We start from the raw sequence: 13613 nt of genomic DNA, 5'->3' as shown, positions 1-13613 counted from the left end.
GAACGGGTGACCTGACGTGCACGCCGTCACGTCGAACCCCGGGGATGTCGATGCCGCGTCAACGGCGCGAGCGCTATCGCGTCGGCGCTCGGCGCGAACACCAGGGGGAGACCATGAGCGATCTGAGGGAGCTGAGCGTCGTGCGGTGGCGCAAGTACGGGAAGGACCGCCTCTACGTCACCGCTCCTGACGAGCGACGGATGGGATGGTGCGACCTGGCCACCGGGGTCGTCACCGTCGACGACGACGCCGACCGTGCAGCGGTGGAGGCAGCCGTCGCGGGCTGGCGCGCCGCGGTCCCGGAACCAGCTCAGCAGGCCTCCCCCGCGCCGTCCACGAACGCCGGGGTCACGGTCATCACCGAGTCGTCGGTGGCGGCGCAGGAGCCGGTCTGGAACGACCTCGCCGAGCGACGAGCCGGCCAAGCGGCCCGCGAACAGGCGATCGCTCTCAAGCACGCCGCGCCGGTGCGGACGTTCGTCGCGCGCGTCCTGCGGGTGCACACCGACGAGCGGGCGTGGCGGATCGGCGCGGACGGTGAGGAGATGGTCGCGGCCCGTCTCGCGAGGCTGGTCAAGAAGGACGCGCGCTGGCGTGCGCTCCACGCAGTGCCGGTCGGCGTGAACGGATCTGACATCGATCACGTTGTGATCGGCCCGGGCGGAGTCTTCACGCTGAACGCCAAGCACCATCCCGGCGCGAAGATCTGGGTCGCGGGCACGACGTTCATGGTCAACGGTCAGAAGCAGCCGTACCTGCGCAACAGCCGCCACGAGGCGGCTCGCGCGTCGAGGCTCCTGACCGCGGCCGCCGGCGTCCCTGTCGAGGCGGTCGGCGTGGTCGTCCCGGTGGGCGCAGCCGACATCACCATCAAGAAGGCGCCGGAGGGTGCGCACGTGGTCTACCGAAGGGCCATCGGCAAGTGGCTCGAGCGACGACCGGAGGTCCTCGATCTCGAGGCGATCGACCGCGTCTTCGAGGCCGCGCGACGATCGACCACCTGGCTGGGATGACAGGGGCCGGAGCGCGCTGCGGGGCGATCAGCGGAAGCAGGTAGGGGCAGGGGGCGCGTGAGCGTCGGATAGCGACGCTGCCGCGTCACCTCAGCGGTGAGCCGTCGTCGCCGGAGGGCTGCCCGGGCGCGGGAAGGTGCCGCGCGCCGGGCCCCTGCGGTGCGCGTGGCCCGCCTCGGTCGCGTTGATCGCGAGCGCCGGGTCGCCGTGGTCCGGCGCCGTCCAGTAGCGGTCGTCGTCGAGCACGGTCGCCAGCTCGGCGTCCGGGACCGGGTGCAGGTCGACGTCGGCCCAGACATGCCGCTCGACGGTGAGCAGGCCGGCACGGACCAACCCTGCGACCACCTCGACGATCGCCCGCCGAAGCACCGCCTCGCCCATGCCGAAGAAGTAGACGCTGAGGTCGGACTCGATCTCCCAGAGGCCCGCGTCGTCCGCCATGCCCAGGACGAGGCGGCTGACGTCGTCGGCCGTCGCGCCGTGCCTCCCGTCGGCGTCGGGGGAACGGCGCAGCGGAGGGTCCGCGAGCCACGCCAGGAGGCCGGCCTGCGGAAGCCGGATGCCGCCGTTGCGGTCGATCACCGAGCGCGCCCGCCGGGCGGCGCACACGACCTCCGCCCACCGGGGGTGCACCCTGCAGGCCGTCGTCGAGGCCCGTGGCAGCTCGGCGAGCATGGCGAGGAGGCGTGCACCGAGGGCACGCATGACGAGCACCTCGTCCCGGTAGAGGACCGCGCCGACGGCAGCCTCGGGACTCGCTGCGACCGTGGTGTGGCGGGTCAGCCACGCGAGGGCGTGCTGGATGGCGGGCGGGTGCTCGATCGCGAGGGCGGTCACCCCCAGGGTGACCTCGAGCCTGAGGTGCGGCTGGGCGACCTCCGCCGGGGCGTCGGCCACGGCGCTGCTCACGGGGCGGCCACCACGAGGCCGTCGCGCTCGATCAGAGCGGCTTCGTCGAGGGCGGCCGCCAGGACCGCCTCGAGGCGGGGGCGGGTCCTCGACGCGAGGCGGGCGACGCCGAAGACCTGCGCGGTCGCGCGGAGCAGGTCCTCGCGCCCGATGCCGTGGGCGCCGCGTGCGATGTGCACCATCGCGGCGCGGAGCTCGGGGTAGGCCACCTCGGCGAGGTCGCGCCCCCCGACGTGCGGGACGCGGACCAGGGCCCAGGTGCGGCGGTCGGCGCCGTGCGGCCAGACGACGACGTCGCCGTTGGGCGCGTGCTCGACGCGGTCGGGCGGGACGACGGCGGCCAGGCTCCGGCGGCGCGCCTCGCGGACCGCGGTGAGTCCGAAGCGCCGGGCGACGACGCCGACGAGGCGGTCCATGAGCATCGGGCCCTCGGTTGCCAGGACGTCGTCGATCTCGATCACGACGCGCTTGCGGTCGTGCGCGCGGTGGAGGTTGTCGAGGACGGTGACCGTGCCGCGTGGTTCCTCGGACGCGGGCACGTAGGCGGTGCCCGAGGGTGCCGGGGCCGTGGCGTCCGGGGGCGGCGCGAGGTCCTGGACGTCCTGCACCGTCGCGCTGTCCGGGACACCGACGACGGTGTCCTGGATCGGCGCCGTCTCCCCGAAGGCCCCGGTGTCCTGGATGCCGACCGCGACGTGCTCGGGCTCCGCGCGGCGCACCGCGAGCGCCGGCTCGCGCGCCTCCGGGCGGCGGGCCGCCTCCACGACCGCGTGCACGACGGCGTCGGGCTCGCGCAGCCAGGTCGGCAGCCACACCCGCACCACGCGCGCCCAGCCCATCGCGCCTTCGAGCACGGTGCGCGGGAGGCCTTCGCGGTCGGTGACAGTGGTACGGCGCGCCCAGGCGGGACCGTCGAGGAGCACGGCGACCCACGGCAGGTCGGGCGCCGCGCGCACCGCGAGCTCGACCGTGAAGTCCGAGAGGCCGACATGCGTGAGGACCTCCAGCCCGGCGTCGCGCAGGGCGGCCGCGACCTCGTCGAGGTGCAGGTCCCGCCCTCGCTCGCGCACCAGGCCGGCGCGCCGGGCACCGTGCTTGGCCAGGACGAGGTAGTCGCGCAGGTCCGCGAGGCCCCGCGAGGACGAGCCGGACAGATCGAGTTCCTCCGGCTCGAACGACGAGAGCACGATGACGCGCTCCTTGGCACGCGTCACTGCGACGTTGAGCCGGCGTTCCCCGCCGCTGCGCGTCAGCGGGCCCCAGTTGAGCGGCACCCGGCCGCGGGTGTCCTTGGCGAACGCGAGCGTGAAGATGACGACGTCGCGCTCGTCGCCCTGGACGTTCTCCAGGTTCTTGACGAACAGCGGCTCCTCCTCGCGCGCGAGCGCCGCCTCGATCAGCGCGTCCCCCGAGCCCTCGAGCAGGTCGAGGACGAGCTCGCGCTGCTGCGTGTTGAACGTGACGACGCCGATCGACCGCTGCGCGTCCTGCCGCAGGAGCGCCGCGACCTCGTCGAGCACCGCGGCGGCCTCCGCGCGGTTGACCCGGGCGCCGCGGGCGCCGCCCTCCCAGACGCCGTCGACCTTGCGCCAGGAGACGCCGAGACCCTCGCGGCGGCCTGGCGGCGTCGGGAAGCTCGCGAGGCGGTTGTCGTAGTAGGCGCGGTTGGAGAAGGCGATGAGCGACTCCTCGCGGCTGCGGTAGTGCCAGGTCAGCGACAGGCTCGGCAGCCGGGACTCCTTGGCCTCCCCGAGGATGCTCTCCATGTCCGCGGGCACGGTGACGTCCTCGACGGGGTCGCCCTCGCTCGGCGGCGCGGAGTCGAACATCGACGTGGGCGGCATCTGCTTGGAGTCGCCGACGACGATCACCGACGCGCCGCGGCCCATCGCGCCCACGGACTCGGCGACGCGGATCTGCGACGCCTCGTCGAACACGACGACGTCGAACCCGGTGCCGTCCGTCGGCAGGAAGCGGGCGACCGAGCTCGGGCTCATCAGCAGGCACGGCGTGACCTCGGTGATGATCGAGCCGTAGCGCGCGAGCAGCTGGCGGATCGTCAGGCCGCCGCGGCGGCGGCCGAGCTGCGCCATGAGCTCGGCGCTGCGGCCGGCGCGGGCCCGCGGGTCGAAGGTGCGGGCGGCGACGATGCGCGCGGGCAGCTCGACGCGCATGCGCTCGCGCACGTCCTCTCCCGTGTCCAGGAACCGGCCCGTCAGCCGCGAGCGGTGGCGCTCGTCGAAGGTGCGCAGACCGGTGGCGTCGAGCCGCTCGGCGACGACCGTCTGCGCGTAGGCGAGGCGGACGGCGTCCTCGGCGCGGTCCCCGTCGAGGACGCCGGCGCGGACCAGGCGCCCGACGTCGGGGGCTCCCCACGCGTCGAACGCCGCGATCGCGCCGCGCACGCGCGCCCAGCGCTGGAGCTGCACGAGGGCGCCGGAGCGCGCGTCGGCCTGCCACCGCGGGCCGTCGGCGGCGAGCCCGGCCGACAGGCCTCGCCCCGCGAGCCAGGAGGCGAGGTCCTCCGGGGTCGCGCGCAGCGCGGAGGCCGCGTCGTGCCACGCGGCCGCCAGGCGGCGGATCGCCTCGACCGTGCCCCATGGCAGGTCGTGCGCGCGGTCGACGACGGCCTCGGTCGCGTCGTCCACGGCCCGGCCGCCCAGGCGGGCGAGGTCGGCGGTCGCGCCCCACCGGCGGATCGCGTGCTCGACCGGGACGTGCGCCTCGACGTCGAGGGGGTTCCAGCCGAAGGGCAGCAGCAGGCCGGGCAGGGCCCCGATGTGCTGGGCGAGCCGCTCCCCCGCGGCGCGGGCAGCGACCAGTCCGGTGAGCAGCGGGGTGAGCTGCTTGAGCGGCACCTCGGCGTCCGGCCGAACGGCGCCCGCGACCAGGGCGAGCGCGGCGCGCCGACGCTTGCCGCGGCCGAGGAAGAAGGAGGCGTCGGCCGCGGTCGAGGCCGCGAGCGCGGCGTCGAGGTCGAGCGCCATGACGGCGGGCGCGAACGGGCCGAGCGCGCCGGCGTAGGTGGCGCGGTGCTGGTCGAACGCCTGCCGGACCTGTTCGGCATGCTCGGCCCAGCCCGGGCCCACGAGCCGCCGCGCCTCGGCGGTGGGCGCGAGCCGCTCCCCCGCGCTCGCGTCGAGCCACTCCGCGACGTGGTCGACCTGCTCGGGCGTCGTCGCGAGGTCGAGCAGCGGCCGCAGGGGCGAGGCCGCGAGGGCGGCGTCGGCCGCGATCACCTCGTCGACGGCCGCGGCGACGCGCTGCGGGACGACGGCCTCGGGGCCGGTGAGCCCGGCGAGGCGCCACGGGTGCGCGGCGGGCGCGCCGCCCAGGTCGTGCAGCGCGTGGGCGAGGTCGCGGGCGGCGTCGTACACGTCCGCCGCCGGGACCGCGCCCAGGACGAGCGTCGTGGGGAGCTGCGGGAGGGCGTCGTCGGGCACGTCGGCGCGCTCGCGCAGGCTCAGGGCGACCTGGCGCGCGTCCCACGCGGACAGCCCGACCGGGCCCTCGTCGTGGAGCTGGCGGGGGTAGCGGCTGAGGTTGTCGGTGAGCGAGCGGTAGCTGTCGCGCAGGGTCTCCCACGAGGCGGAGCGCTCGGCGTCGTGCCCGATCGCGGCCTGGAGCTGGGCGCGCACGGCGCTGATCGTCTGGTTGCGGCCGTGCAGGTCGAGGCTGAACACACCGAGGCCGACGTCGTCCAGGCGGCGCCTGACGACGTCGAGCGCCGCCTGCTTCTCGGCGACGAACAGGACGCTGCGCCCGTGCGCGAGGCAGTCGGCGATGAGGTTGGTGATGGTCTGCGACTTGCCGGTGCCGGGCGGGCCCTCGAGCACGAAGGAGCGTCCGGCGCGCGCCCAGCGGACGGCCTCGATCTGCGAGCCGTCGGCGGGGACGGGCAGGAAGGTCGTGGCCTCGGCGGTGGGGTCGGGCGCGGGCTCAGGCGCCGCGTCGAGGAACGGGACGCCGGGTGTCTCGACGAGGTGCCGGACGACGGGGCGCTCGACGAACGACCGCCAGCTCTCCGTGAGGTCCTTCCACATCTCGAGCGTGGAGAACGCGAACATCGCGACGGTCGCGGTCTCCTCGAGCGCGAAGTCGCCGTGCCCGCTGGAGAGGATCGCGGCGCGGACGGCCTGGAGCGCGCGCGGCAGGTCGATGCCCTCGCCGTCCTGGCCGGGGTCGAGCAGCTCGGGCACGACGATGCCGCGGCTGACGCGGAGCTTCTCGATGAGGCAGTGGTTGGGGACGATCGTGCCGGTCTCGTCCATGCGCAGGCGCCACAGCGCGCCGCGGCCGCCGACGAGCGTGACGGGGACGAGGAACAGTGGTGCGCGGACGGTCTTGCTGCGCTCGGTCCAGGTCAGCGCGCCGAGGGCGAGGTAGAGGTTGTTGGCGCCGGTCTCCTCGATCGCGGTGCGCGCGCGCCGGGACAGGCTCCGCATGCGCGCGGCGTACGCGGCGGTCGCCAGGCCGACGTAGGCGCACGACTCCTCGACCAGGATGCGGCGGACGACGTCGGGGTCGATGTCCTGCGCCGAGCGCGCGCCCTGCTGGACATGGATCTGCTCGATCTGGTCGTGCGGGACCAGCGTGAGGGTCTGGCCGCCAGCGACCAGGTCCTCGAGCGTCGCGAGCGCGCCGTGCGGCACGTGGACCGGCGCGCCGCTGCGCGCGGCCGCGAGGTTGAGCAGCGGGTTGCGCAGGGTGAGGTCGAGCAGCGAGCGCCGCCACGCCTCGATGCGCACGGGCCGGTCCTCGACGGGCATCGCGGGCGTCGTCTCGCCGCGGATCCGCCGGCGGGCCTCGGCACGCTCGACCTCCACCTCGACGACGACCGTCTCGCCGTCGCGCCGCACGGTCGGCAGCGGCCGCACGCGCCGGTGCGCGGCGACGACGTCGAGCACGTGGCTCACCTCGTCGAGGCGTCGGGTCCACCACGGGTCGGTGGCCGCAAGGGCGTCGTCGAACGGCATCGCCGCGGTGGCACCGGTGAGCTCGACGGTCTCGACGACGCCGGCGTCCATGAGCAGGCCGATGGTGCCGGGGTCGCTGACCGCGACGAGCGGGAGCTGGCTGTCGGTGACGAGGTAGCCCGCGACGGCGTGGTTGCGGGTGGTGACGATCACGGGATGCAGGCCGGCGGACTCGAGTGCGGCCGCGTAGGCGCACGCGAGGTCGAGGCAGTTGCCCCAGCGTCCGTCGAGCACCTCGCCGTGCGAGCGGATGCGCTGGCCGGTGCCCTCGAACGACGCCGGGGCCTGGATGTAGCGGATCTCGCGCGCCGTCATCGCCTCGTAGACGGCGCGGGCGATGGCGACCGCGCGCTCCTCGCCGCCCTGGTAGCCGTCGAGCGCGCCGCGTCCGGTGGCGGCCTGGAGTCGTTGGGCGGCCTCGGCGAGGAGCGCGGCGACGGCGGCGTCGTTGGGGCGGACGTGCGCGGCCAGGGCCTCGGGGATGGACGCGGCCCACCACTCGTCCGGCGGCAGGAGGCGGATGAGGTCGGTCTGCTGCGCGTCGCCGAGGGTGAGCGTCAGGCGGGTGGTGATCGACTCGTCGAGGTGGACGAAGGCCGACGGGCTCAGCTGCCAGGCCGTGAGGTGCGTGGGGACGTCGATCGTCTCGCCGGGGGCGACCAGGCCGGGCCCGACGACCAGCGGCTCGGCGACGTGGGTGTCGGTCCAGGGCTCGATCGTCAGGCTGAGGGGGCCGGGGTCGGCGGGGGCCGTGCCGTGGTTGGTGAGGCGGATGCCGAGGACCGGGGAGACGCGGTTGGTGACGAGGGCGTAGTTGAGCGCCTCGCGGTAGGTGACGGTGACGTCGAGCGGGCCGACGGCGGTGGTGAGGTGGCGGAAGCCGGGGGCGGGTGGGGTCTGAGTGCGGGCGGGGGCGAGGGAGACGACGTCGTCGTCCTGCGGGGTGGTGGGCGCGGGCGGCTGGGCGGCGGGGCGCAGGGCGCGGACCTCCGCAGCGGCGTCGTCCATCGCGAGGGACTCGAACAGCAGGGCCATGGTGTCGAGGACGTCGTCGACCTCCGCGCGGTCGAGGTCCGGCACGTGCGCCCAGCGGTTGGTCGCCGCGATGAGCTGGTCGAGCCAGGCGTGCTGCGCGGGCTCGAGCGGGAAGACGTCGCGCGTGTGGCGGACGATCCGCAGGAGGGTGCGCGGTTCTCGGGGGTCGACCGTGACGGCGTGGCCGCGGCGGGCGGACTCGGAGGCCCCGTAGACGGCTGCCCAGTCCTGGTCGGCAGGCGCGGCCGCTGACATCTCCGCGTCGACCCACGGCTGGAGCGCGGTGCCGAGCAGCGCGAGGCCGCGGCCGAGGCGCTCGGAGTCCGTCAGCGGGGTGTCGAGCGTCGACATGCGGGGGTGCGCTCCCTGGGTTGGGGTTCAGCGCAGGGTACGGGGAGCGGCTGACACGCGGCGCGGGCGGCCCGGGCGGCACACAGGTCTACGTGGCGCCGCCGCGCAGCACACGGTCGCGGACCACGACGCGGGGATGGATCTCGATGGACAGCAGGACCACCATCGGTAGGCGACGGACTGGTCCGTGAGGTCGAACGAGAGGTCGAGGCGCTCGTCAGCCTCGTTGTTGAAGCGAAGGAGGCGGCCGCCGTACTCGTCGATCGGCTCCGGGGTGACGCCGAACTCCTCGAGGAACTCCTGGTCGGCGGGTGCCGACATCGGGTCGATGCGCACGGGGCTGTCTCCGGGGGGCCGGCGTCTCGCGACGGGATCTAGACGACGATCAGAGGTCGGTCCTTGAACTGGATCTCGTAGCTCTCGTAATTTGGTTCGTCGTCAAGGATGTCGATAGTCGCGGCACGGCCCGCGAAACGCAGGCGGACCGTCCCCGCGACGTTCCACTCGACGCTCTGGATGGCCTTCCCGAGGCTCGCGATGAACTCGGTCAGGATTTCGCTCCGATCGCTTGTCTCACGGCCGCCAGAGTGCATCACGAACGTCGACGTGACCATGATCCGGCATTCGCCTTCGAAGTTGAGATTCACCTCGTGCTGCCCGACGCAGACCTGAGTGAGAAGCAGGCCCCGCAAGGCGCTGAGATCGGTCGATGGGGGAAGGCCGTACATCAGGTTTGCACCATTCTTACACCTGCCCCCAGTCCGAACCGCGCAGCCCTAGGAAGTAGTCGTAGTAGTCGATGCACGAGCCACGCAGAGCGCTCCGGTCGATGGCGAGCACATGCTCCAGTACCGAGCGATGAAGCACCCCCCCCCTCTCCGCCATGATGGTGAGCGTATGCAGCTCCGCTTCTAGACAGGCCTCGTCGTCCTCGCGGCGCGCTAGGGTCGCGAGGACGCATGAGACGACGAATGCCTCCTCCTCGGAGTACCCGTCGAGGACGTCCGTGATCTCGTCGGCTGCGCGCTCCCGTCGCCGCCGGTCCGGCGCCGTCATCCCGTCGATCAGCTCGAGCACCATCTCCCTGTGGTCGCTACCGCTCTTCACAGCGCCCATCAGCCGCCTCCGAAGACGGTTCAATTGCGAAAGCCATTTCGCACGTTCCTAGTCAGACGACGATCGCCGGCTGATCTTTGAGTTGAATCATGAAGCTCTCATAGTGCGGATCGTCGTCCACGATTTCAACGTGAGCGTCACGTCCCTGGAATCTGATCCGGACCGTTCCCTCGACGGTCCACTGGACGGCCTCGATGGGCGCCCCGAGGGCGGCAAAGAGCTCTCTCAGCACGCCGTCCTGCTCCTGAATTGGGGTTGCACCGTTGGGCACCAGGCGCATAGCCGACTCGACCCTGATCCACGAGGTGTCGTCGAAGCGGAGGATAACCTCATTCTGGCCGACGCAGACCTGGAGGAGAATTAAGCCGTTCAAGGCACTGAGGTCGGTTGCCGCAGGAAGTCCGTACATCAACTCTCCCAGTATCCCTCGGGCAACGGAACGTGCGTGCGAGCGCGGAACTGCGCCCGCGTCAGGTTGCCGGGCGGCAGGCCCGTGGTCGGATCGACCGGTTGGCCAGACGGATTGTCGAGTCGCCAGTACCCGTGAGGGTACTGGTCTGTAGGGCGCATCACTCGTAGCGCAAATCCGTCACGAACGCTGCTCGGCGGAAGCTGCGGCGGGTTGGTGGGCGTCAGGAAGATTGCCGGCGCCTTCGGCGCACTCCCAGCCGGACGCGCCGGTCTCGGCACTGCGCCTGCTTCGACGATGAAGCCGCGGGCCGGCGCGCCCGTGGTGCTCGGACGCCCTGCGCGTAGGACCCGGGATGCGGCCCCCGCACCTGCGAGAGACAGCGCCGCGTCCGGCACCATCCCGCCCCACCACGCCGCCGGGTTGTCCTCGAGCGTCTGGGTGTCGAGCAGCACCGGGACGACCTGGTCGGGATCCGTGAGCAGAACGTCGACCGCCTCGCCGAGGGCCTCGTTCGGGGCCCGACTCTCCTCCATGAAGCCGTCACGGTCCACGAAGACCCGGACCGTCGTGACCAGCGGAAGGTGGACGAACACGGTGCCGACCCAACGGCCGAGGTTGAGGAAGAACTGGCCCGTGTGCCAGGCGCCGTCGGGCAGGTCCGCGCTGAGCTCGTCGAGCAGGCGTGCCGTCTCCTGCGCCGACGCGCGCGTCGCGGCCCGCGCGTCGTCGAGCATGGCCTGGGCTGCGTTCAGCGCACCAGAGTCGTACTCCAGGGTCGGCACGGTCAGGGCGACCCGCTCCGGCAGGCGTGAGCGGGCCCCACGCGTCGACGGCACGGGCTCCGTACACATCAGCCGCGCCGCGGCCCACAGGTCTGCTGCCTCGCCGGCCTGGCCCCGAGCCCAGGACAGCACGTCCGCGTGCGCTCGCAGCACGATCGCGGCGGCACGGAAGACGCCGGCGACCGCGCGCAGCGACTCCTCGAGGACGGCTCGTCACCCGGCCCAGCCGTCCGCCGCGTCGCCCACCCAGCTCGCGACCACGTGCCGTCCGATGTCGGTAGCGGCCTCGAGCAGCGTGTCAGCGCGTACCTCGAGGTCGTCGGCATCGCCGTGGAGCGCCTCGAGGGAGCCCGGCACCAGCAGCTCAGGGTCGTTGGTCGTCCACAGCTCGGAGATCCGGACCTCAGTGTTCACAGCAGGTTCTCGCCGCTCGACGTGGGCTCGGAACTCGGGGCGAGGACGTCACTGTCGCGGTAGTCCCGCACGGTCGCGTGGAGGTTCTCCCCCGCGTCGACCGCCTCCTCGCCCATGCCCTGCACGAGCAGGTGCGTGTACCGGTCCGCGAAGCGGTGCGCCGCCGCGGTCAGCGTCCGGTCGCCGTACGAGGCCGAGGCCAGGAGCAGGCCGGCGCGTCCCACGGTGGTGACGTCGTCGCCCGCCTGCAGCAGGGCGGAACCCGCCGCCCACGCCTCGTCGTACTCGACCTCGAACCCGCCCGCGCCGGTCATACGCCACCTCCCCAACGGGAGCATGGCGGGAGCGGGCCGATGGCCACGGTTGTCCACAAGCGTGGCCTGACCACGCGATTGGCACGACGACGATGGCGAACGACCTGAGCTGTCAGCCGCGTCGGACCTGCTGTGCGTACGCGTCGAGGAGTCGCAGGATGCCGCTGTGCTGCCACACGCGGTTGCGCTGCTTCCCCGAGCGCTCCTCCAGGACGCCCCTGTCGGCGAGCTGCTGCAACGCGCGCTGCGCCGTGGTGTCGGTCATCCCCATGTCCCGGACGAGGTAGCGGGAGTTGAGCACGGGGTGCGAGATCAGGTGAGGCAGCACACGCCACGCGACAGCCTGGGGGCGTAGTCCGGCGAGCGCGTCTCTCGCGGCGTCGAGCTCCGCGGCGAGGTCGTCGACCAGCGCCGCGCCCGACGTCGCCGCGTACCGTGCCGCGCGCGCGAACTGCTCGACGATCGGACGTGCGTCCCCCGCGCGGTATGCGGTCAGGCTGTCGAAGTACGCCCGGGTGTCCGTGAGCAGACCGGCCGAGACCGGCGCCGTGGTGTGCAGCATGAGCTTCTTGGCGCGCAGGACCGCATGGACGAGTGCCCGCCCCGTGCGGCCGTTGCCGTCGGAGAAGGGGTGGATCGTCTCGAACTGCGCGTGCGCGACCGCCGCCTGGACGATGACGCTCAGGTCTTCGCGCTGCACGAACCCCATCAGGTCCTTCATCAGGGCTGGCACCAACGGCGCCTGCGGCGCGACGTGCGAGGCGCCACGAGGGCTGATCGCACTGGTGCCCACCCAGACGAGCCCATCGCGGTACCGGCCCGCGTGGGCCTCCCACCCGCGCTCACCGGCCATGAGCTCGGCATGCATCCGCAGGATCGCCGCCTCGTCCAGCGAGTCGGCGAGGGCGAGCGCCGCTTCCATGGCACGGACGTTCGCGGCGACGGTCAGCGCGTTGTCGCTCGACGCCTGGTCGATCTCGGCCAGGGCGAGCTGGCGCGCACCCACGGTGAGGTTCTCGATCTGCGACGACGACGCCGACTCGGTGCGCAGGAGGATCGAGCTCATCGGTCCCAGCGCGGGACTCTCGGTGCCGAGCCTGCCTCGGGTGTGCGCGTCGAACCGCGCGAGGGCCGCAGACGCCTCCTCGACGTCGGCGGTCAGGTCGGACGGTAGGGCCGGCGCGTACGCGGCGATGCTCGCTGGGACCGTGGACTGATAGACGCCCGAGCCGGCGGCGACCTGGGCGCGGCTCGACAAGCCATCGCCCTCCGCGAGCCACTCGTGCGTCTCGTACTCGACGGGGTCGATGGGCAGCGGGTCCGAGGGCGGATCTGTGGACACAACGCCACGTTACTATCACTTCTGCCTTGAAGTGCAGGTAGCGGTGCTTGCGGCGGGGGACAGGAGGTCAGCCGAGCGCGTCGAGCGCCTTCGCGATCAGCTCCGCGTCCGTCAGCCCGCGCTGCTCCGCCGCCTTGTGCACCCTTTCCCATATCTCATGCCCAAGTTGCACAGTGACGGCACCGCCAGGCACGGCAGACCGCCGCCCCGGCGCCCGACGCGGAGGCCCTGGGACCACGATGTAGCCCGCGCGGGCGTCCCCGAGGACGCGGAGCGCCGAGTCCTGGCGGGCCCAGAGCCACGCCAAGTAGGCGCAGAAGATGGCGTCGACCTCGTCCTCGACCGCTGCCAGGTGCATCGGTCGCTCGGCAGCGGTGATCACGGTGCGGACTTCGGCCCACCGCGCCTGAGTGCGCAGTCGCATCGGCTCCTCGCAGAGCTCCTCCATCGCGTCGAGCAGCACGAGGAACGCCGAGCGCCTCGACGCCGTTGTCCGGCCTGGCTTGTTCTTGTACGGCAGCACGCGGTCGAGATCGAAAAGCGTCACCATCGCCGGGTGCGGGTAGACCTCGATCGCGACGGAGCGTCCCGGACCGGGCGAGACGGTGGGATCGACGTCCCAGCCCAACCGGTTCGCGAGGACCTCGCCGCGAGGTGGGTTCAGCCACGGTCGTGAGCGGTTGCTCGAGTGCGCGCCCGCGTCATAGCGGCCGAACTCGGCCTGCAGCAGGGCCTCGCACTCTCGTCGACCCGTCTCGTTCGGTACGACGAGCGGCGCGTCGATCGCGACGACGACGTCGCCTCGGCCGTGCTGGTCGACGAACTCCTTGATCTCGTCGTCCGTGCGCACAGTTGACGACGCCACGAGGCGTCCGGACTCGTCCAGCGCCGCGAGGCCCGTGCGGTTGCGCTCACCCCAGGCGAGGTCGACGCCGAGGTAGGTCACCAT

At 72.9% G+C, this 13613-nt stretch carries 12 protein-coding genes; 1 reads left to right on the top strand and 11 read right to left on the bottom strand.

All coding sequences use genetic code 11. From position 1 onward, the window contains the following. Positions 1–44 precede the first annotated feature (44 nt). Positions 45–1013: a nuclease-related domain-containing protein gene (locus H2O74_RS00815; protein WP_220457992.1), complete on the top strand. Its 969-nt coding sequence runs from the start codon at positions 45–47 to the stop codon at positions 1011–1013. 90 nt (positions 1014–1103) lie between these two features. Here H2O74_RS00815 and H2O74_RS00810 read toward each other — a convergent pair whose 3' ends face one another. The 11 genes from H2O74_RS00810 to H2O74_RS00760 all read right to left on the bottom strand — a co-directional run bounded on the left by H2O74_RS00810 (position 1104) and on the right by H2O74_RS00760 (position 13613). Then, entirely contained in the window at positions 1104–1922 is an 819-nt protein-coding gene (locus H2O74_RS00810; RefSeq protein ID WP_182112691.1) for a hypothetical protein, read from the bottom strand. Continuing rightward, positions 1919–8284, bottom strand: coding sequence for a DUF4011 domain-containing protein (locus H2O74_RS00805; protein WP_182112690.1), 6366 nt, complete (start codon positions 8282–8284; stop codon positions 1919–1921). The genes H2O74_RS00810 and H2O74_RS00805 overlap by 4 nt, the downstream gene beginning before the upstream one ends. 27 nt (positions 8285–8311) lie before the next feature. Then, positions 8312–8620: a hypothetical protein gene (locus H2O74_RS00800; protein ID WP_182112689.1), complete on the bottom strand. Its 309-nt coding sequence runs from the start codon at positions 8618–8620 to the stop codon at positions 8312–8314. 38 nt (positions 8621–8658) lie between these two features. Further along, positions 8659–9012, bottom strand: a complete 354-nt coding sequence (locus tag H2O74_RS00795; protein ID WP_182112688.1) for a DUF6188 family protein — start codon at positions 9010–9012, stop codon at positions 8659–8661. Positions 9013–9028: 16 nt separating this feature from the next. Then, positions 9029–9400 carry a hypothetical protein gene (locus H2O74_RS00790; protein WP_182112687.1) on the bottom strand — a complete coding sequence of 124 codons (372 nt, stop codon included), beginning with the start codon at positions 9398–9400 and terminating at the stop codon, positions 9029–9031. Between the two features lie 52 nt (positions 9401–9452). Beyond that, on the bottom strand, positions 9453–9809 hold the full coding sequence (locus tag H2O74_RS00785) for a DUF6188 family protein (protein ID WP_182112686.1): 357 nt from the start codon (positions 9807–9809) through the stop codon (positions 9453–9455). After that, the gene (locus H2O74_RS00780) at positions 9809–10594 is read right to left on the bottom strand and encodes a hypothetical protein (protein ID WP_182112685.1); all 786 of its coding nucleotides are present in this window, start codon (positions 10592–10594) and stop codon (positions 9809–9811) included. Before H2O74_RS00780 ends, H2O74_RS00785 begins: the two co-directional genes overlap by 1 nt. A 213-nt stretch (positions 10595–10807) precedes the next feature. After that, complete coding sequence (locus H2O74_RS00775) at positions 10808–11008, bottom strand: hypothetical protein (RefSeq protein WP_182112684.1); 201 nt, start codon at positions 11006–11008, stop codon at positions 10808–10810. Next, positions 11005–11322, bottom strand: coding sequence for a hypothetical protein (locus H2O74_RS00770; RefSeq protein ID WP_182112683.1), 318 nt, complete (start codon positions 11320–11322; stop codon positions 11005–11007). The genes H2O74_RS00775 and H2O74_RS00770 overlap by 4 nt, the downstream gene beginning before the upstream one ends. A gap of 112 nt (positions 11323–11434) precedes the next feature. After that, positions 11435–12664, bottom strand: a complete 1230-nt coding sequence (locus H2O74_RS00765) for a Fic family protein (protein ID WP_304518603.1) — start codon at positions 12662–12664, stop codon at positions 11435–11437. A 67-nt stretch (positions 12665–12731) separates the two neighbouring features. Then, positions 12732–13613, bottom strand: coding sequence for a DUF429 domain-containing protein (locus tag H2O74_RS00760; protein WP_182112682.1), 882 nt, complete (start codon positions 13611–13613; stop codon positions 12732–12734).

Source organism: Actinotalea sp. JY-7876, from assembly GCF_014042015.1.
In the GTDB taxonomy this organism is placed as follows: Bacteria; Actinomycetota; Actinomycetes; order Actinomycetales; family Cellulomonadaceae; genus Actinotalea.
The sequence above is the reverse complement of the archived record's forward strand: the minus strand, read 5'-3'. Positions and strand labels throughout refer to the sequence as shown.

What these genes read in the sequence shown, in the direction of transcription:
- H2O74_RS00815 (WP_220457992.1), top strand. Translation starts at nt 45, where the DNA reads ATGTCGATGCCGCGTCAACGGCGCGAGCGCTATCGCGTCGGCGCTCGG.
- H2O74_RS00805 (WP_182112690.1), bottom strand. Translation starts at nt 8,284, where the DNA reads ATGTCGACGCTCGACACCCCGCTGACGGACTCCGAGCGCCTCGGCCGC.
- H2O74_RS00795 (WP_182112688.1), bottom strand. Translation starts at nt 9,012, where the DNA reads ATGTACGGCCTTCCCCCATCGACCGATCTCAGCGCCTTGCGGGGCCTG.
- H2O74_RS00790 (WP_182112687.1), bottom strand. Translation starts at nt 9,400, where the DNA reads ATGGGCGCTGTGAAGAGCGGTAGCGACCACAGGGAGATGGTGCTCGAG.
- H2O74_RS00785 (WP_182112686.1), bottom strand. Translation starts at nt 9,809, where the DNA reads ATGTACGGACTTCCTGCGGCAACCGACCTCAGTGCCTTGAACGGCTTA.
- H2O74_RS00770 (WP_182112683.1), bottom strand. Translation starts at nt 11,322, where the DNA reads ATGACCGGCGCGGGCGGGTTCGAGGTCGAGTACGACGAGGCGTGGGCG.
- H2O74_RS00760 (WP_182112682.1), bottom strand. Translation starts at nt 13,613, where the DNA reads ATGGTGACCTACCTCGGCGTCGACCTCGCCTGGGGTGAGCGCAACCGC.